Genomic DNA, 19,796 nt, shown 5'->3' with positions numbered 1-19,796 from the left:
ATAATGAAATAAAGCGTGTATTTTTCTCAATTTTTCAAAGGGAATTTCATGAAGAAAACGGTTCCAACATTTTTCTCACTCTTGACTTCTACAGAGCCATTGTATTTTTCAAGTAACATTTTTGTAATACTAAGCCCTAAGCCTGTTCCTCCGATTTGACGATTCCTTGCCTCGTCGACCCGATAAAAGCGATCAAAAATGAATGGAATATTTTCTTTTGCTATTCCAATCCCATTATCTTCCACTTTTAACAATACTTCCTTCTCGGAAACAGCAAGTGAAATTTGAATTTCAGGAACTATTTCACAATAACGAATAGCATTTTCTATTATATTACGAACAATTTGGCTAAGTGCATTTTCTGTTATAAATATCCGCCCTATTTCATCATTTTTCGACAGTGTTATTCGAGCTTTTGGGTGAAGGAGTCTCGTCTCTTCGATTACCGCTTCTATAACAGCTACTGCATCAGCCTCACTATCGATATCTTTTTCCTCACGACGAGCAAGTTCTAGTAATTCTTCGATCATTTTTCGCATTCGTGCAATTTCCGTTAGCGAAGTATTAATAGATTCCTCTAAAATTTCAGGATCATCCTTCCCCCATCTTTTCAAAAGGGATAGATGCCCTTCAATTGCCTGAATAGGCGTTCGTAATTCGTGAGAGGCATCTGCAACAAATTGTTGCTGCTGTGCAAATGATATTTGCAATTCATTCATCATCGTATTGTACATTTTCAATAAATCACCTATCTCATCATGAGACGTGTAAGTTAGTTGAATCGGTTCATTAAATCCTTTATCCATAACGGTTTTCATCGATGAACGTAACGCCCGTAATGGTTTCATCAAATAATTTGCAAGATAAAAACCAATAGATGCTGATAACAATAATGCTCCTAAGCCCGCTATTAGCATTGTCGTCAATAAATAATGCATCAAAGACTGGAACTTCGATAAAGGATGAATCACCTGAATATATCCATGAAAGAAACCAAGTTGAATCGGTTCATTAATGACAATGACATCTTTTTTATCAATTGTCATATCAATAATTTCCCCCATTGAGGAAAGAGGTGCAGCCTGGGAAGTATTATTAATACGAAGAATCTGATCGCCATCTAAATTAAACATTCTAATCGTTTGATCACGATCGGCAATAGAATCTATAAGACCTTTATTTTGTTGAATTTCCTGAATGGTAAGATCAGGTCCTTGTGACTCTAAAAAATACACCAAATCATCGCTTGTCCGTTTGATTTTACTTGCCTCGTCATTTGATAGCCATGTATGAAGTGAAATATATACGACAATACATATAATAGTATAGCTAAAAAATATAACAGCACTAGAAGTTAGCATCCATTTTCTTTGTAATGACTGATTGACTAAATAATCTCTCCATTTTTTCATTCACGCATCACATACCCAACCCCACGAACGGTTTCAATATAGGCATTCGTATCACCCGGTAGTTTCGTTCGCAAATGCCGAATATATACATCTACGACATTTGTCTCTATATCCGTATCATACCCCCATACGGAGGTTAAAATTAGCTCCCGTGTACAAACTTTGTTTTTATGTTCTATTAATAGTTTTAGTAGATCATATTCTGTTTTCGTTAAATCAAGCTTATTCCCTTGTACAAAAACTTCATATGCCGCGATATCCATTTCGATATCTCGAAAATGTAATGATTTCTCCATTTTTTCATCCGGTGTCACCCGACGTAAAATAGTACGAATTCTAGCTAATAGTTCTTCAATAGCGAATGGTTTTACTATGTAGTCATCTGCACCAGCATCTAAGCCAGCTACACGATCCATCACAGCATCTCGTGCCGTTAACAATATAATAGGTACTTTCGATTGCGTGCGTATTCGACGACAAATTTCAATTCCATTTATACCCGGAAGCATTACATCTAATAACAACACATCAAAATTATCAGATGAAGCTAGTTCAAGTCCTTCACGTCCATCAAAAGCGACTAATACATCATAGCCTTCATGTTTTAATTCTAGTTCTACAAAACGAGCGATATGCTTCTCATCTTCCACCAAAAGTATTTTTTTCGGCATTACATCACCTTCTATTCCAAATTAACGATAAGGTTTTTTCCTTAATCCGGTTATAGCATACCATCAAACAAAAAGTCTGTACCACAAGCAACTACTTGTAATACAGACTTTTTTTAAAATTCTAAGGAGAAATCATTGTATCCATGCGATAACGGCTAATTGACCAGCATCGCTAAAAACGCCAGTCATTACCGAAATGACCGACATTGAGTCGGCCCTTGTGTTGTTGCCGAGGCATAGTTGATTAAATGTCAGTAATATAGTGATTATTTTTCCCGATTTCCTTCGCTTTATATAAAGCTTGATCTGCTAATTCTAGCAATCCATTTAATGTTTGACCGTGATCCGGATAATAAGCGATACCAATGGACGCTGTTGGTGCAAAGTGATGTTTTTCAATCGTCCAACCTTTTTTCAGTTCATTACGAATGCGATTTATAATATCCATCATTTGAGTATGCCTCGTCTTACCATCCCTAGTTAAATCTGTTAAGACGACAACGAATTCATCACCACCCATTCGAATCACTAAATCGTGGTTACGTACCGCGGTGATTAATACTTGACCAAACTTTCGGATAAAATCATCCCCCGTGTCATGGCCATGCTGATCATTTACAGTCTTAAAGTCATCCCCATCGATATAGAGTATAGCTAAACACTCATTATGTTCTTTTGCTTCTGCCAATATTTTCGGGAACTCCTTGTTTAAAAAACGGCGATTTGGTAATTGTGTTAATGTATCGTGATAGGCTAAATATAATAGATCATTCTCTCGTTCCTTACGATGAGTAATCTCTCGAGATACCATCATAATTTGTGATACTTTTTCACGCTTTGGATCATGAACAACTGTTACGTTTCCTTCAGTCCAAACAGGCGTACCGTCCTTCGCCTTTAGTAGAAGCTCAAATTGTGTTTCTGTTAGACCCGAAAAATTATTTAGAAACGTTTGCCAAGCCTTCTTACTTTGTTCATCGACAATATTATTGTAAAACTGACCTTGTAATTCTACATTTTCGTAGCCTAAATACATCTCATAAGAAGGCGAGGCATAAATAATGATGCCATCTTCGTTCGTTATGACAATTAAATCATTTGTATTTTCTGTAATGAGACGGAATGTTCGTTCAATATTTTTCAATTCCGTTAACATTCTTTTCTTGTCCGTAATATTATAGTTAATGGATAAATATTGTTCTGTTTCGCCAAATTCATTTTTCAATGGAACTATAGTTGTCTCTACCCAGCAATCAGCATGGAATTTTGTACGATAGCATAACTCCCCTCTCCAAACACTCCCCGTCCTAAGTATTTGTACTAACTCTTCTGTATCGTTACGAGGCTCGATTAATTCTAAGGAAGATTGACCTATTAGCTCTTCTGCAATGAAGCCTGTTGCATTTAAAAACAAATCATTTACTTCTAAAATTTTTGCATTTCTATCTAGAACAGCAATGGAAGCTGCAGAATTGAGTGCAGCCTTAAACACCTCTAAACCATGAGATTTTGAGCGTAACTCTGCCTTTTGTTCGGTGAATTGTGTGAAATCCTGCATGATAAGAAAAATAGCAAAAGAGTTATCCCCCTGCATAACTGGGGATAGTGAAACTAAATACTTGCGCTCTTTTTTATCCAGTGTATGAAGCTTAATGAGTTTTTCGCCAATATTTTCGCCCATAGCTGCTTTTTGTAAATAGTTCTGTATATTTTCTACTTCATCTTTAGGAACAATCGGTAGATCAATGAATAGATGCTGTTTAACTGTTTCAGTATCTAATTCAAAGTCTTTTGTAAAGCTGGCATTCACTTCATAAATAGTCCCTTCAGCTGATAAGATGACTGTCGAAAAGAAGGCATGATCAAACATTGAACGCAGAAACAAAAACTTATCTTCGATGCTACGATCATAGAGAATCTCTTTAGTTATAGCTAAAATATAGTCTTCTTTATTATGTTTAAGCGGACGAACAGATGTCTCGTATTTACGAACCTCTGATTTATAATAGGCATAATCCACATAATCAACTTGACTACGCATTATAATCGCTTGATTGTAATTTTCTTGAATTGTAGTGAAACTACGACTTTGGGTAAGGGAAGAAAGCATTTTCCCATTCGCCTCTTGTGGAAACAAAGCTCTAGCTGCTTGATTTAAGCGAATATATTGATAATCGTCTCCCACTTTTTTCATTAAAAAGACAAAATCTTTTCCAAAAAATAATTCATTAAATAAGACTTCGCTTAAAAGATATTTCATGCTGCCACCCCATAAGTCGTTAATAGTAATATAGTTTTTGTTCATACAAAAAAATCAATACTACTATTATAACATAATTTAAAAGAACTACCCTTCTCGAATTGGAAAATTTATATCCTTTTTAGGGTAATTTTTGATATTTTACCTCTTTTAAAGAAATAAAATAATCCTAAAGAAACACTATTTTATTCAAAAATTGATATTATAGACTTAATACTCTACAAAATTATACATTAACAGTTTTTAACTATCTACCCGATTACCTATTTTTCAGAATTTTCAGTCACAAAAACTTATTTTTTGTTTTAGCGAGGAAAATGATTGCATAAAGCAGTGTGATTGTTATATTATATTAAAAAAACTAGCCTTTTTTCGGTATGGTCGAAAAATCAGTAAGACAGCGGGAGATTATGGTTATCATAGTTTGAACGTCTAGTTCTTTGGGTTTTAATTCCAGTACGAATTTTAGTTTTCTTCTTTATGTTTTAAAGGAATTGTTTTAACTACCCTAGTAAAGGAGGCGTTTCGTATGCTTAAACATCGAGACCTACATGAATGTACAGAGCTCTATGAGCTATTATCACACCCTTCTGTATTCCCTTTTGTCCGTCAAAAAGCCACATCCGCTGATGAATATTGGTTTATGACAAAACAACTGATTGAAGAAGAAGCGAAGGGACTCGCTATTTCAAGGACAATTACTGATGATTGGGGTCAACCGATCGGCACCATTAGCATTCATGATGTGGAGGATGGTGCAGGCTTTATAGGAACGTGGATTGGACTCCCTTATCAAGGTTTAGGTTATAACCAAAAAGCAAAAATGCTTTTTTTGAATGAACTATTTTTTGATTATAATTTCCATACGGTATTTCTCCGTATTCGAGTTGAAAATATAAAATCACAGCGTGCAGCCTTAAAGCTACCTTATGTTGTGAGCGCAAATGAAAGTCATCCAACATTATTAGCACAAGTTAACAGAGGCGAGGCGCAATTTAATTTATATAAAATCCCAAAAGACTTATTCTACCTTACAACTGCCAATCAAGTGGCGGAAGGCGAAGAACAAGCGATGTAATTTCATAAAGCGAAACTATAATCAGCGATGGTTTTCTGCAGCCTTCGCTGATCATTTGTCTTTACCAGTCTTTACTTTCGATAAAGATTAATTACTGCCCGTTCATCCCGGATAAAAATAAGCTATGTGCTCCGTCTTCATGGCAGACACATAGCTTATTTTTAGCTTTGTTTCATTTTATTACTGTAATTGTGTTTTAATTAAAGGCTGTGATAACGAAAAACTACTTTTTATATTGTAAAATCAATTTCGCCATTTCTTCAGGGGTTTTCGGTCTTTGCGTTTTTTCCATCGTTGAAACCATTTCTGCTTTACGCTCTGTTAACACATGAACTGATTTTTTAAACGATTCCTTTGTTAACTCTTCCTCTTGCAACACTTCTGCATAGCCTTGTCTTTTAAATAAGTTGGCATTTAATATTTGGTCACCACGACTTTTTTGTGCAGATAACGGCACTAGCAACATCGGCTTGTGCAGTGCTAAAAATTCAAAAATCGAATTAGAACCCGCACGTGAGACGATAAAGTCTGCTGCGTGTAATAGCTCCGGCAATTCCGTTGTCACATATTCAAATTGCTTGTATCCAGACATCGATTCAAATGATTCGTCGTAGTTCCCTTTACCACACAAATGGATGATCTGAAACTGCTTCACAAGCTCTGGTAAATTTTGACAAAGTGCATCATTCAAGACAACTGAACCTAGACTGCCTCCCATCACAAGAAGAACAGGTTTTAATGTGGTAAAGCCACAAAGAGCTAACCCTTTCGCTCGATCTCCCATAAATAACTCTTCGCGAATAATAGAGCCTGTGCATGTTGCCTTTTCTTTCGGCAGATGCTGTAATGTTTCCTCAAAAATCGTAAAGATGTGTGATGCAAATGGTAGCGCAATTTTATTGGCTAAGCCAGGTGTAACATCTGATTCATGAATGACTACGGGAACACCAGCAAATTTCGCAGCCATGACTACAGGTACAGAAACAAATCCGCCCTTTGAAAAAATGACTTGTGGTTTCACTTTTTTAATAATACGAAAAGCCTGTATCATTCCAGCAAGCACTTTAAATGGATCTGTAAAATTTTTCATCGAGAAATAACGGCGCAATTTCCCACTAGAAATACCGTAAAACGGAACATTAGGAAACGCCTCGCCTATTAATTCTTTCTCAATGCCTTGGTCTGAGCCAATATAATGGACATCATAACCTAGTTCTTGTAAAGACGGGAGTATCGCTTGATTAAGCGATACGTGACCAGCTGTCCCTCCACCGGTTAAAATGATTGTTTGTTGATTCACATTAATTCTCCTATTCCATCAATTATGCACCGGCATAATTGTTGCTGTCGCTTCGCTTTCGCACAGATACACTTTGCGTCAGAAATCGGTTTTGTGTTAACAAAGAACTCCTTTCCGATTTCGTGACATCCGCCGGAGGCTTTGGGCCAACACGATGTTGGTCACTCAGTCGTTGCCACAGGACGTGGCGTTCTTAGACTGAATTCCTTCTTTCAGTGGATGCTTGCACACACACTAATAAGTAACTTATCACCTATATAGGTGGTAACTGTCGCTGAAAGAAGTTAAAAGCCATTGTAGCTATACTACTTTTGTATACAGTCTTTTATTTTACTATATGCGAACGAAAAGATACAGATGAAGCTTTTAAATTCTTTCAGCCGGTGTCTAATCACTCGCTGAAAGAACGGAACTCAGTCTGATGGAATTATGCCGAGGCATAATTGATTTTTTCATCTTTACTCTATTTTAGTATGCTATACTATTTTAATTATGATAATAAAGGAAGATTATTCACTATGAATCAAACAACTACGTTAAAAGAAAAATATGCATTAATCTTAAAAATTATCGTACCTATTTTAGTATCGCAAGTAGCTATTTATCTTATTTCTTTCTTCGATATTTTAATGTCAAGTCGGTACGGTACCACCGATCTCGCTGGCGTGTCAATCGGCTCCTCTATTTGGATGCCTATTTACATAGGGCTATCTGGAATTCTCCTCGCGATCACACCTATTGTCTCACAGCTTGTTGGAGCTAAAAATGAGTTTGCAGCAAAAAGAGCTGTTCAGCAAGGAATCTATGTAGCCATCGTTCTTGCAGCACTTATTTTTATTTTATTAATAGTCGGTATAGATTGGATTCTTGGCAAGATGGATTTAGAAGCCTCTGTACATTCAATTGCTAAATCTTATATTCAATCGATGTGCGCTGGACTTATACCACTGTTTTTATTTTTTGTCATGCGCTGTTTTATCGATGCGCTTGGACAAACTCGCGTTACAATGATTATTACATTACTTACAACACCTATTAATATTGCGTTGAATTATATTTTTATTTTCGGCAAATTTGGAGCACCTGAGCTTGGCGGAATTGGCGCCGGCGTTGCAACAGCGATTACATACTGGCTTGTTTTCTTGATTACAGTTTGGATTATCGCTAAACGTAAGCCTTTTGAACGTTTCCAGCTATTTAATGACTGGCCAAAATTAGAATGGCTTCGTTGGAAGGAAATTTTAATCATTGGCGTGCCAATCGGAATATCCTTATTTGCAGAAACGAGTATTTTTTCTGCTGTCACAATGATGATGAGTAGCTTCAGTACAGAAATCATTGCAGCTCATCAAATTGCATTAAATTTCACTAGTTTGTTGTATATGGTACCGCTCAGCATTTCGATGGGTGTAACGATATTAGTTGGGTTTGAAATTGGTGCTGGACGTATGCGCGATGCTAGACTCTATAGCTATTTGTGTGTCGGGACCGCGATTTTATTTAGCTTTGTTTCAGCTTGTATCCTTTTTATCCTTCGCGAACCCGTTGCAAATATGTATACAACCGATGGAAAAGTGTTAGAGTACGCCGTTCATTTTTTAATTTTCGCAGCCATTTTCCAACTATCTGATGCTATCCAGGCGCCTGTACAAGGAGCTTTAAGAGGGTACAAAGATGTTACAGTAACCTTTATTATGGCCATCATTTCGTATTGGGTAATCGGCTTGCCTGTCGGCTATGTACTTGCCACTCATACAGACTTCGGGCCGTTTGGTTACTGGATTGGACTAGTAGCAGGTCTGACAGCAGGCGCGATTACTTTATTAATACGTTTATTACTTGTTCAAAAAAGATTTACAAATACGACCAAAATAAAAAAAGCAAACTAGACTTCGCTCTAGTTTGCTTTTTTTATTATTGAAGTAACAAACCTATGAGAGCCACCCATATCCCCTATTCTATGTATAATTAAAAATCCTCTATCTCCTAATACAATTCCTCGCGCTTCGCTTTCACGCAAAAATCATCTGCTTGCCCCGAAGCCTCCAGAAAAACACCCGGCCAGAACAGTAATCACCCACTCGTTTTACCAAAGAGACACCCTTTAACTATTATGGCATCTTAATTTCATTGACATAATGTTTTTTGACACCATGAAAAAGAAATTAAACACATTTCTAATTATATTGTGTTGAAAAACTAAATAATCTAGTAATCTTTGTGAATGCGGAATTTTAAAACGATACACCCTATATGAAGAGGTTGATTGGGGTGGAGGCTGGGCGACTCCTCGGGGTTCAGCGTCACAGATGTGACCCTGCAGCGAGCAACGCGAGTGAAGCGGCTCATCGGACGCCCCCAGGAAAGCGCCCAGCCGGAACGGAAATCAACCCTCGTTTTGCCAAAGAACCATGCATTTTTGTCAAAAAAAAGATGTCCACTAAGCCTATTACAACTTAGTGGACATCCTATTATTCAATGTAGCTATTCAATTTATACGATTACTTTTGGATAAATTGTTGAGTCCAGTAGTTACCTGTTTTCACATAGCCAACACCAATATGCGTAAATTTCTCATTTAAAATATTCGCACGGTGACCAGGTGAATTCATCCAACCTTGTACTACTTCTTGAGGTGAACGTTGACCTTGTGCAATATTTTCTCCTGCACTCTTATACGTAATACCTAAAGCTTTCATACGATCAAATGGTGAACCAAATGTAGGGCTTGTATGTGAAAAATAGTTTTTAGATTGCATATCTTGTGATTTTTCACGAGCAGCTGCCATCAATTTATCATCAGTTTTAAATGGTGCTAAACCAGCTTTTGTACGTTCAGCATTCGTTAATTTTACAACCTCTTGTTCAAAAGCATTCACATCTGAAGTAGATGTTGATGGTTTTGTTTGAGATGGTGCTGGTGTTGTATTATCTTTTTGAGTCGTTTGTGTATTGTTATTTGTTGTTTGATTATTTTCTGGTACTTGTACTTCTTTTGATGGTGCTTGTGTTTGTGGTTGTTTAACTACCCACTTATGATTTGACCACTGATTTGACCATTTATAAGAATAAACAACTTTATTACAGTCTGTAGTTGTGTTCCCCTCTGTAGTATTTTCTGCAGCGGAAGCCATTTGAATTGGAGCTGCTAATAAAAATGTTGCACAAATTGCAGTTAGTGTTTTTTTCATTTTTGCAATTCCTCCTTCTATGCAAACAATCGTAAAGTACGATTTTAATAAATTTCTTACCAGCATCTTCTAGCAACACCATCCAAGAAATAGATTCGCGTTAAATAGAGGGTTATTGGAATTAATTTTTAGCAGGTTTCACCAGCCTATGAAATACTTACGTTTTAAATAGGGTTGACACCTCTTAAAAACTATTAAGCATTTTCAATATTCAAATATATTTTCGTGCGCATTCACACAAAAAAACTGCCAAAATTTCTACTTTGAGAAAGACGAAACGAACAAAACTTTCGTCTGACAAGCAGAAATGGCAGATTTTGGATTTTTGCTTTAACTAGTTTTAGCGTTTACTCAATACCAATGACGTTTAATCTACTTACATCTTCACCAATGATCACGAGTTTTGCGGGCATTTTTACGTACTCTGGAAGCCATTGGACCATGCCATATGCATATTGAAACAGCATAGGATTTTTTACACCTTCAATTGGCACGTATCCTTTCATTCGATACACAGTTTCAGGCAATGTACGTACCCAATCCTCAAATTGTTCTTGTGTAAAGTTAACGTCTTTAAATTCAACTAATCGTGAGCCTAGATGCATCGACGCTATAGGAGCTTTCACAATATCTTGTTTGTCCACCTGTACCGTTGCCTTTAAATCTTCTAATAAACGTAATGGCACGCGTCCATTTGTAGTTTGCAAAATAAAGGCATGTGGATTAAAGCCTTGCAGCTCATAAACAACTTGTGCCTGCTCAGCTTCTGTTAGTAAATCCGTTTTATTGGCCAGTAATAAATGTGCGTGACGGATTTGTTCCATAAATAAAGAGCGCACTTGCGGAGTTAATGTTTCTCGGTTCAACCACAGCTTTGAATCAGCAACTGTGACAATCCCTTTGACATTTAGCTTTTCTGCAAATAATGGTGAATAAACAGCGTCTAATGCTTCCACAGGATGTGCTGCACCTGTTGTTTCAATAATCAGGACATCAAAGTCACTATCTAATAGAAGAGATTGAATTTGCGCCTCTGTTTTTTCAGCGCCAGAGCAGCAAATACAGCCCTCTAGCATTTCCTTTAACGGAATATCCTTTTCCACAGCCTGTGAGTCAAATGGTAGCTTTCCAAGCTCATTCATAATGACAGCGGGTTTTAATTTTTTTTCCTTAAGTTGTCGAATAACATCAGTTAACATGGATGTTTTTCCACTACCTAAAAAACCACTAAATAAATATACGTCCTTCACCATTTTTCCTCCTATTAAAAAAGCTGTCGCTAGAGGCCTTAGAGACGCCTACTGCGACAGCTACTTTGTTAGTTTGTAGTTTACTCAGTTTTTGCTGGTGTACCAGTTAGCAGTTCTTTCGCTTTTAACAATTGAGGATCCTCTGCTTTTATTTTAGCGCGTAACGCATCCATTAAAGCATACGTTGTATCGCCAGTTAAAACACCAGTCTCTTCAAAACCATTTGCAGCTTGCAGTTTTTTCACTGCACTTTCTGTATTTTGCTCAAAAATACCGTCTGCATTTCCAGGCTCATATCCTAGAACTTCTAACATCTCTTGTGCCGCTTTTACAGAGTTAGATTGCACGCCCATTTTCATTTCCATAGCTGGATCTAAGTATGGTAATGAAGCATAAGGTGGGTATGACACTTTCACATCTGGAGCTATGCCTTTTTCGTTAATCCAGTTACCATTTGGTGTTAACCATTTTCCTGTTGTGAATTTAAGGTTAGAGCCATCTTTTAATGGTGCGACATTTTGCACTGTACCTTTACCAAATGATGTTTCTCCAACAATTTTAGCACCAACAGATTCTTTTAATGCACCAGCTAAAATTTCAGAAGCAGAAGCACTGCCGCTATCGACAAGTACTGTCACTGGAATATTGTATTTTTTACCAGAAACAGCTTTTGTAATTTTCGGCTCCTCATCTTTTTGTTGCACTTGTACAATCGCTTTACCTTCTGGAACGAATAAATTCGAAATCTCTACCGCTGCATCTAGGTAGCCGCCAGGATTTTGACGTAAATCTAATACGATGCCTTTTGCTTTACCTTCGTAATCTGCAAGAATCTTCTCAAATTCTTTTGCAGTATTTTCACTAAATGACGTGATTTGAATATGGGCAATGTCCCCTTCAAGCATTTCACCGTAAACCGTTTCAACCGGAATTTCGTCACGGACAATCGTCATATTAATAGGCTCAGCATTTGTTCCACGTTTCACGGTTAATTTTACAGGCGTTCCCTTTTCGCCGCGAATACGCGCAACTGCTTCAGAAGCACTAAATCCTTGCATGCTTTTTCCATCCACAGTTAAGATAATATCTTGTGGTAATAAGCCCGCTTTTTCAGCAGGTGAGTTTTTAATAGGTGACACAACAGTAATAAAACCGTTACGTTCTTGAATTTCCGCTCCAATTCCTTGGAAACTAGAAGACAGTCCAGACTGAAATTGTTCTGCTTCGTCCTTCACCATAAAATCAGAATACGGATCATCTAGTGCGTCGAACATGCCGTTAATAGCGCCGTCGACCACTTTTACATCATCGATATCTTTGTAATACTTGTTTTTAAGTAAATCATAGGCTTCATATAATTTTGTAAATTCTGCACGCCCACTCGGTACTTTCACTTCAACTACTTTCTTTTCACCGAATGTTAACGCAAAGATCGTTAAGCCTGCAGTAATAAGGATTGTAAAGAACATCAACATGATAAATTTAAACGGTTTCATTTGTACAAATCGTACTGCTGGTTTTATTTCAGCAGCGGATGTTTGTTCTGTCTGCTGTTCTACACTATCTTTTTTCTCTTCATCCATCTTGATTGTCACCACTCTCATATACACTAACTTGTTTCACACTATTACCATCTTAACAGGTTATAGAGAAGACGAAAAGAAAAAGACTGTCAAAACTTCATGACAAATCTTGTCCACATCAATCTTCCTAAAATCCATCACTTCTAATCACTTTATTATAAGCTCTTTATTCTATGTAGCCTTTGTAAAAGTAAAGATGCCTCAGAAGTACTTTCTAAAGACACTCCAGTTATCTGCTAAGTTGTAGGTATATAATGGTACTGATTTTCTATTTTACTCATTTCCTCGTAGCAGTCAACTAATATCCTCATAGAATATTAGAAATTACATGTCCACTTATGCATGTTCCTATCATTTGCGCTGTTATTATTACGTAAGTTCTCTTAATTTTTTTATCACCGAATGTATTGTTAACCTATGAAATGTAAGAAGCTGGCCCTTAAAAATGACAGAAAAAATACCATACGGGGTTGGCGCCAGTTCCATCAACGCTTCTCTACCTCTGAGATCAATAAGTTCCACTGGTATATTCAATGTATTTGCACCAGCTATAATATTTTCTGTTGCAATTTCGACATACGGACATTGGAATGAACGTAATATCGTCAAATTGTTAAATTTTTTTAATCTCTCCTCCCAATCAGTCGGAAAATATGGTTGTTCGGATTCACTGCTCAAAGGGTAGACAAGTAATTCAAAATCATATGGTGCCGCATCAATAAGTTGAAAATCGTTTTTCAAAAAAATATCTTTGCTTGGCGACCAAGACGTTGTTGAATTCGTAATAACAACAACTCCTTTTTTTCCAAGTTTTTTTGCATCTTCTATACATTTATTAATTAATCGAGCACCGTATCCTTTTCCAACTTCACTTACCCATAAACAATGGATGACTAAATAACCATCAGCATGAACCACTCTAGATGAATTTTCTGCTTCTGTATATTCAATAAACCCTACTTGTTTTTTATTGGCGATTACTTGCACATATTTCAAGCCTTCTTCAAATCGATTATTCAGCCATTTATTCTTATTTATATAGCCATTTGATTTCTTCTTGCTTCTAAGACAATAGCTCCCAATTCCCTCTAAAAGCTCAGCATTCATTTCCACCAATTCAACCTTGCCCAATGCCAATCGCCCCCTAATATCATGGTAATTATACCCTTTTTATTCAGGTGTTTAAAGTACGCATTAGAACAAAAAAATCAGGCTAATTTGCATTTTAGCCTGATTTCGACAAAGGGAAGAAAATTAATATGTTTATGTGTCTTACATAGGACTACTCATTGTCGATATTTCATACAAATGATAAATGAGGAATGATTTGAACTATTTAAGGAGGGTTTAATATTGGATAGGAATAAGAATACATTTAAAAATCAATCAACTGATTCACTGGATATTTTTGCTGCTAAACTTACCTATATCGGATCATCTATTTCTACATTAGGTGATGGCATTCAGGCAGTTGCAGCAGGTCTTGCCTTAGAAGCATTACAAAATTCCAAAAATGACAATTCAAATGATCAGGCAAAACAAAATGCAAACATGAAAGAACAAATTGATTATTTAATTTCTGAGTTACAGCAAATAAAAAAAATTTTAAAATAACATATTGCTTCAAACATTCCGGATACTTATTTGTTTGTGCTTTTTTTACCCTGCTCGTCGAGTAATTCAGAAACTGTGACAAATCGATATCCCTGACTGTCAAGTTCTGCTAATATTTTTTCCATCGCTTTCACAGTTTGATGACGATTGCCGCCTCCATCATGAAAAAGAACGATATTACCTTCTTTAACACCATTTAACACAGTATTCACAATTCTATTCGTTCCTGGACTTTTCCAATCTAATGTATCTAAATGCCATGACCACATAACCACTTTATATCCTTCTTTAGCAATCGCTTCAATCATTGCATCTGAATACTGACCTTCAACAGGTCGGAACAAAGTTGGTTTAGTTCCAGTGATGTTCTGAATAGTGTCATCTGTTTGTTTTATCTCCTTAAGTAAATTCGGGACATTTGTCCTTAAGGGATGCGTAAATGTATGGTTAGCTAGTTCATGGCCTTCCTTATACATTCTTGATATCACTTCAGGATTTTTTTGTGCATTTTGGCCAACAATAAAAAAAGTTGCTTTCGCATTGTATTTTGATAATACATCTAAAATCTCAGATGTGTACTTTCGATGTGGCCCATCATCAAAGGTTAGAGCAACAATTTTTTCGTCCGTTTTGATTTCCCAAACAATTTGTCCCGCTTCTTCATAATACTTTCTTCCTTTATTTTCATATGTTGCTGCGCCAACTTTTAGATAAAAAAAGGAGACCGTTAAAAGACAAACAGGTATTAAAAACCACAATTTTTTCAATTCTTCACTTCCTCAACTAAAAATATTTAGACTTATTATTTGAGGAATGATAAAAAAAATGCTCTTTTTAATTTTTTTGTTGGTGTATATCTTAAGCTAAAACAGATTGAAGTTAGAGGTTGTCTTTTGGGTTTGTCAAATACATTTTTAGACAACTAATTTGCGCCAAATTGTTAAAAAGCTAACGCTGTCATCAATTATGCCCCGATATTATTGCACCCGTTAATCGGCTTTGTGTTTAGTCCTGTAGATATTTTTCACGCGAAAGTGTAGCGCTAACGTAGCGGCAGCAACGTGTTTTTGTCTCTGTGCGAAACCGAGTTGTTGTTGTTGCTGTCGCACAGATAAAACCATATTGTTGCTGTCGCTTCGCTTTCGCACAGATAAATTGCCACAGTGCGTGGCGTTCTTACACAGAGTTCCTTTATTTCAGTCCGCTAATAAAATCTGTTTTTTTATATGATGTTCCATATGTTCTAGGTAGTCTTGGATAAGCCACTGTAGGGTCATGAGTTCATTACTTCCAATATCACATTGGAGGGCTAGCTTTTCATTGGGGATTTTTTTAATAACATTTATTATTTTTTTATTTAAGCTCACCCATAAATCTAATATTTCATCAATCTGTAGCTCTTGATATCCTTGGATTTTTACCCATTCAACTTGATTATATGGAGTTAGTACAAAGGGTTCCTTTTCGTATTGTATTTTAATGAACCTTTGTAGATTATTGATGGCAGAGTCACATAAATGGCCTAATACCTCTTTTTTCGACCACTTTTGAGGCGCTGGTCGTTGCGAAATCTCTAATTCAGACATTTGCCGGAACTCTATCGGCACTTTATTTATCCAACCATTCAATTGATCAATAATATTTTGCATAATTCCCACCCCCTACTTATAAAAGCTTAAATAATAATCGATTAATTTAATGACTTCGTATATCTTTTTATATTCTTTTTCTATTTTATAAGAAATAAACAATACAGCTACATTAAAACTCAATACTGCGAGAGCGACTATTTGGACAAATGAGATACCAATCATGAGCTTTGTATTAATGGCAGAGGCAATGATAGTAATTAACGATAATAGCACACCACATAATGTAATAAAAATCGGCTTTGATCTAATAATTTCATTTGCTTGTAATTTCAAAACATCTAGAAGATATTGAATTTCTTTCAATGTATACTTTTGATCAAAAATCACGAAATAAGACATATAAACATCGTTTGCTATATTTTCATTTAGAATATTTTTATGGATTTTTTTCACTAATCGATCACAAAAATCTTTATCTAAAGCTTTTTTAGGTATGAATAGTTCCTCTTTATTTTCAAAAACATTTGTGCCGGGATGCTTCAAACCCCTCATCCTCTCATACTGGTTTACCAGATTTAATGACCTTATTTAAAATAGAAAACATGTTTATAGTCACCCAAATCTTTCAGATAATTAAAGTATATGAAGGGACAGAAAGGTTGTATGTTATTTTCGACAAAACTTTATTGAAGTTTATTATCTACGAAGTACATTCTAGAAAATGTAAAGAAATACATATAAAAAACCACTTCTTTTACAACGAAGTGGTCGAGACGAGCTAATTGAACTTTATCTTGCTTGATCATCATAATAGGCTTCATTTGCAGCCTTTTTATTCGTACCTCTGAGATAAGCAAAAACTATATCTGGACGTTTCAGTAACATCCAGTCGCCATAATGGTCAAATCGTCTACAAGAAGTTATCATCCCATTTTTAATTGTTCCGTATTTTTTTCCGTTCTTCTTGCCCCATGCTTTTAAACGCTTAGCAAAATCAGCATCCTCTGCCATTAGCATATTCTCATTAAAACCGTTTACTTCCTGAAAGTCTTTTTTATAGCACCAAAAGATTCCCACAGAGATAACTCCGTACTTGAAAAGTAAAGGAACAATTAGCACCATGCTAGAAACAACGATACCTAAGGACATTCTTTCAAAATTACCATTCACGCCTCCTCCAATGTATTGATTAGATGCTAAATGCTTTTCAACTTCAGATAATAAGTGTTCTGTCATTCGAGTATCAGCATCAATTGTAATTAGAATTTCGCCTTTTGCTAAAGCAGCCCCAGCATTTCTAATTTTGGCTAAGTTTTTAGCGCTATTTTCCAATGTCACGCAATTGTAGGACTGTGCAATTTCTTTCGTTTTATCTGTACAACGATTTAGCACTACAATAACTTCAACTTGATCTTTATAAGGTTGTGCAGACTTTGCAATTGACTCTAAACACTCACCGATATATTTTTCTTCATTATGAGCAGGTATTATAACAGAAAATTTCACATTTTCATCAGGAACATCTTTTATAAATGGTGTACTTAACGACATATAAAATCTCCCCTTCATAATTAGTTCTCATTATTTTAATTTAAGTATACATTCATCCCTTTCCCTTAACTATTATATTTTTGGATTTTTATGTCTATTTTGTAGCTAAATGAATTTAATTCTTCTTTAGATACGACATGTGATGATCATTTCTTTTGTTTTATTTTATTCTTCCAACAAAAGAACAGGCTTCTATTTTGCAAACCTTGTTTCTCTGAAATTGTAAATTGCGCCACTTAGCCATATTTCTAAAGAAAGGCCGACTACCTCGGTCAGTGATTTTGGCTTGTTGTAATTAACAAACTAATTTTTAGATAGTTGGATGTTGTGCTAGTCATTAGAGCTTCTCTTTTTGATCTGCTTGAGATGAAAATTGCAGGTATATTTGTGAGGATGATCAATTGCTTGATACAAATGGCTATATAAAGAGTTAATGGATAGTTCATGTAACCATCTGCATTTAGAAGTCATTCATTTACTAACATAATTTTAAATACCCTTTTGACACAGCACACAAAAAAAGTACTGCAATGATTTTTGCAGTACTCTTTAATCGAATTGACTTAGCTTCCGAATGCGAAAATAAGCTCTGTTTCACAAGCTATTTCTCCGTCAACCGTTGCAACCCCACGTCCTTTACCAATGGCACCCTTTAAGCGTGTAATTTCCACTTCAAGACGCAATTGATCACCAGGTTTCACTTGTTTTTTAAAGCGACAGTTATCAATACCTGCCAGTAATCCAAGTCTGCCTTGGTTCCCTTCTTTTGTAAGCATAATAATAGCGCTTACTTGCGCTAATGCTTCAACAATTAATACACCTGGCATTACCGGGTAATTAGGAAAATGTCCATTAAAGAACTCTTCATTTATCGTGACGTTTTTAATGGCTACTGCTCTCTTCCCCTCTTCTAATTCTAATACTCTATCCACTAACAAAAAAGGATAACGATGTAGTAAAACCTCTTGTATTTGTTGAATATCTAGCATCAAAAAACCTCCAATAATTTTATCACCTAATTCTAGCATTAATTATTAGTAGTTGGTACTATTTTTTGTTTGAATTTCTAAATAAAAGCCACATCCTAATTAGATGTGACTGTACTATTTTGTATTAGTAGTCTTCTTTATTGAGTGGCCAAATAGTGGCAGGGACATTTTCATATGGGAAGTTCCTCAAATAATTTGAGGCTGCTCCTCGTGCATCCGCATAAATAATATCTCCCACTATTGGTTCGAATGCAGCTCTCACGTTAATAAAATTGTGTATTTGTTATAACATACACTTACTTCACTATAATTCAATAATATATAACACTATACAAATATCACTGGATTATTTTCCGATTTTTATGAATAATTAGTTCGCTTCTATTTTAGTATTTCATTATCGACAGTTATATAGAAGATAGCATATAATATTTTTTGCATTCATTAAGTTAATCTTATTATTGTCTTACTTGAATGTTTAGTTTATTAGAATAGGATGGGTTAACATGTTATCTTTTATCGCAATAGTTCTTCTCTTATTTTTAATTCCTGGCCCTGCTGTTATCATTACCATTACACAAACGCTGAAAGGTGGTAAAAAGAACGGTATTTTCACTGCATTAGGCATTGGATTAGGTGACTTAGTCCATACGTTAGCAGCTGTCTTAGGGTTATCTGCCATTTTAATGAAATCTGCCACTGCGTTCGAAGTAGTGAAATATATTGGTGTAGCCTATCTTGTTTATCTAGGTATTCAAATGCTACTAACAAAACCACAAAAAATAGAAAAACCAACTGTTGAGCAAAGCCCGGCAAGTACTTCGTTCCGACAAGGTTTTTTAGCGGAGATTTTAAATCCAAAAACCGCATTATTTTTCTTAGCGTTTTTACCACAGTTTGTTCAACATAATGGCCAATCCATCACTGTACAATTATTGGTTTTAGGCATTACTTTTGTTGTGATGAGCGCTTTGTATACGATTTTGTTAGCTATTATTACAAGCTTTATTGGTGAAAAAATCTTTACGAAAACAACAAACAATGGTTCACGTTGGCTTGAAAAGGCTGTTGGTTTTGTTTATATAGGACTAGGCGTTAAATTAGCACTTCAAACTCAAAGTAGATAATAGTTTCTTAGGGAGAATACGATTAAAAACGTGTTCTCTCTTTTTTATTTCTTTAAAGAGGAATTTGGGTAATTTTATCTAATATTATAATTTAAAAAAGAGATAAGGAGAATTTAAATAAATCTCATCGGACGCCCCCTGGAAGCTTTGCTCTGTGCGAAAGCGAAGCGACAGCAAC

The 19,796-nt window shown here is 35.7% G+C and carries 17 protein-coding genes; 4 read left to right on the top strand and 13 right to left on the bottom strand.

Going from position 1 to position 19,796, the window contains the following annotated elements; genetic code table 11:
• Positions 1–26: 26 nt before the first annotated feature.
• The 3 genes from AC3WSK_RS05665 to AC3WSK_RS05655 all read right to left on the bottom strand — a co-directional run bounded on the left by AC3WSK_RS05665 (position 27) and on the right by AC3WSK_RS05655 (position 4,343).
• On the bottom strand, positions 27–1,412 hold the full coding sequence (locus AC3WSK_RS05665; protein ID WP_492413708.1) for an ATP-binding protein: 1,386 nt from the start codon (positions 1,410–1,412) through the stop codon (positions 27–29).
• A complete protein-coding gene (locus AC3WSK_RS05660) occupies positions 1,409–2,083 on the bottom strand; it encodes a response regulator transcription factor (RefSeq protein WP_079562250.1) in 675 nt (224 codons plus the stop codon). Before AC3WSK_RS05660 ends, AC3WSK_RS05665 begins: the two co-directional genes overlap by 4 nt.
• Before the next feature lie 244 nt (positions 2,084–2,327).
• Entirely contained in the window at positions 2,328–4,343 is a 2,016-nt protein-coding gene (locus AC3WSK_RS05655) for a diguanylate cyclase domain-containing protein (RefSeq protein ID WP_079562249.1), read from the bottom strand.
• A 529-nt stretch (positions 4,344–4,872) separates the two neighbouring features.
• On the opposite strand from AC3WSK_RS05655, the gene AC3WSK_RS05650 reads away from it, so the two are divergent.
• Entirely contained in the window at positions 4,873–5,421 is a 549-nt protein-coding gene (locus tag AC3WSK_RS05650; protein WP_079562248.1) for a GNAT family N-acetyltransferase, read from the top strand.
• A 223-nt stretch (positions 5,422–5,644) separates the two neighbouring features.
• Here AC3WSK_RS05650 and murG read toward each other — a convergent pair whose 3' ends face one another.
• A complete protein-coding gene (gene murG, locus AC3WSK_RS05645; protein WP_492413711.1) occupies positions 5,645–6,721 on the bottom strand; it encodes an undecaprenyldiphospho-muramoylpentapeptide beta-N-acetylglucosaminyltransferase in 1,077 nt (358 codons plus the stop codon).
• 518 nt (positions 6,722–7,239) lie between these two features.
• Between murG and AC3WSK_RS05640 the strand changes: the two genes are divergently transcribed.
• Positions 7,240–8,610 (top strand): MATE family efflux transporter, encoded by a 1,371-nt coding sequence (locus AC3WSK_RS05640; RefSeq protein ID WP_492413713.1) that lies wholly within the window; start codon positions 7,240–7,242, stop codon positions 8,608–8,610.
• Positions 8,611–9,222: 612 nt separating this feature from the next.
• On the opposite strand, the gene AC3WSK_RS05635 is transcribed toward AC3WSK_RS05640, so the two are convergent.
• The 4 genes from AC3WSK_RS05635 to AC3WSK_RS05620 all read right to left on the bottom strand — a co-directional run bounded on the left by AC3WSK_RS05635 (position 9,223) and on the right by AC3WSK_RS05620 (position 13,876).
• Entirely contained in the window at positions 9,223–9,912 is a 690-nt protein-coding gene (locus AC3WSK_RS05635) for a CAP domain-containing protein (RefSeq protein ID WP_079562245.1), read from the bottom strand.
• Between the two features lie 347 nt (positions 9,913–10,259).
• The gene (locus tag AC3WSK_RS05630) at positions 10,260–11,162 is read right to left on the bottom strand and encodes a CobW family GTP-binding protein (RefSeq protein WP_079562344.1); all 903 of its coding nucleotides are present in this window, start codon (positions 11,160–11,162) and stop codon (positions 10,260–10,262) included.
• 80 nt (positions 11,163–11,242) lie between these two features.
• On the bottom strand, positions 11,243–12,745 hold the full coding sequence (locus AC3WSK_RS05625) for a lmo1851 family serine protease (RefSeq protein ID WP_079562244.1): 1,503 nt from the start codon (positions 12,743–12,745) through the stop codon (positions 11,243–11,245).
• 369 nt (positions 12,746–13,114) lie between these two features.
• Positions 13,115–13,876 (bottom strand): GNAT family N-acetyltransferase, encoded by a 762-nt coding sequence (locus AC3WSK_RS05620; RefSeq protein ID WP_492413716.1) that lies wholly within the window; start codon positions 13,874–13,876, stop codon positions 13,115–13,117.
• A gap of 222 nt (positions 13,877–14,098) precedes the next feature.
• On the opposite strand from AC3WSK_RS05620, the gene AC3WSK_RS05615 reads away from it, so the two are divergent.
• The gene (locus AC3WSK_RS05615; RefSeq protein WP_079562243.1) at positions 14,099–14,359 is read left to right on the top strand and encodes a translation initiation factor 2; all 261 of its coding nucleotides are present in this window, start codon (positions 14,099–14,101) and stop codon (positions 14,357–14,359) included.
• Between the two features lie 26 nt (positions 14,360–14,385).
• Here AC3WSK_RS05615 and AC3WSK_RS05610 read toward each other — a convergent pair whose 3' ends face one another.
• From AC3WSK_RS05610 to fabZ, 5 genes are all read right to left on the bottom strand, one after another.
• Positions 14,386–15,126 carry a polysaccharide deacetylase family protein gene (locus tag AC3WSK_RS05610; RefSeq protein ID WP_079562242.1) on the bottom strand — a complete coding sequence of 247 codons (741 nt, stop codon included), beginning with the start codon at positions 15,124–15,126 and terminating at the stop codon, positions 14,386–14,388.
• A 429-nt stretch (positions 15,127–15,555) separates the two neighbouring features.
• Positions 15,556–16,008, bottom strand: coding sequence for a DinB family protein (locus AC3WSK_RS05605; protein WP_079562241.1), 453 nt, complete (start codon positions 16,006–16,008; stop codon positions 15,556–15,558).
• Between the two features lie 12 nt (positions 16,009–16,020).
• Positions 16,021–16,494 (bottom strand): hydroxymyristoyl-ACP dehydratase, encoded by a 474-nt coding sequence (locus AC3WSK_RS05600; protein ID WP_240518308.1) that lies wholly within the window; start codon positions 16,492–16,494, stop codon positions 16,021–16,023.
• Between the two features lie 246 nt (positions 16,495–16,740).
• Positions 16,741–17,502, bottom strand: a complete 762-nt coding sequence (locus AC3WSK_RS05595; RefSeq protein ID WP_492413719.1) for a glycosyltransferase — start codon at positions 17,500–17,502, stop codon at positions 16,741–16,743.
• Positions 17,503–18,065: 563 nt separating this feature from the next.
• A complete protein-coding gene (fabZ, locus tag AC3WSK_RS05590; protein ID WP_079562238.1) occupies positions 18,066–18,491 on the bottom strand; it encodes a 3-hydroxyacyl-ACP dehydratase FabZ in 426 nt (141 codons plus the stop codon).
• A 506-nt stretch (positions 18,492–18,997) separates the two neighbouring features.
• Here fabZ and AC3WSK_RS05585 point away from each other — a divergent pair.
• Entirely contained in the window at positions 18,998–19,618 is a 621-nt protein-coding gene (locus AC3WSK_RS05585; RefSeq protein WP_492413721.1) for a LysE family translocator, read from the top strand.
• Positions 19,619–19,796 lie beyond the last annotated feature (178 nt).

The sequence above is a fragment of the Lysinibacillus sp. EB271-A1-10B genome, from assembly GCF_058791335.1.
Note: the sequence above shows the minus strand (reverse complement) of the source record. Positions and strands in the feature narration are given on the sequence as shown.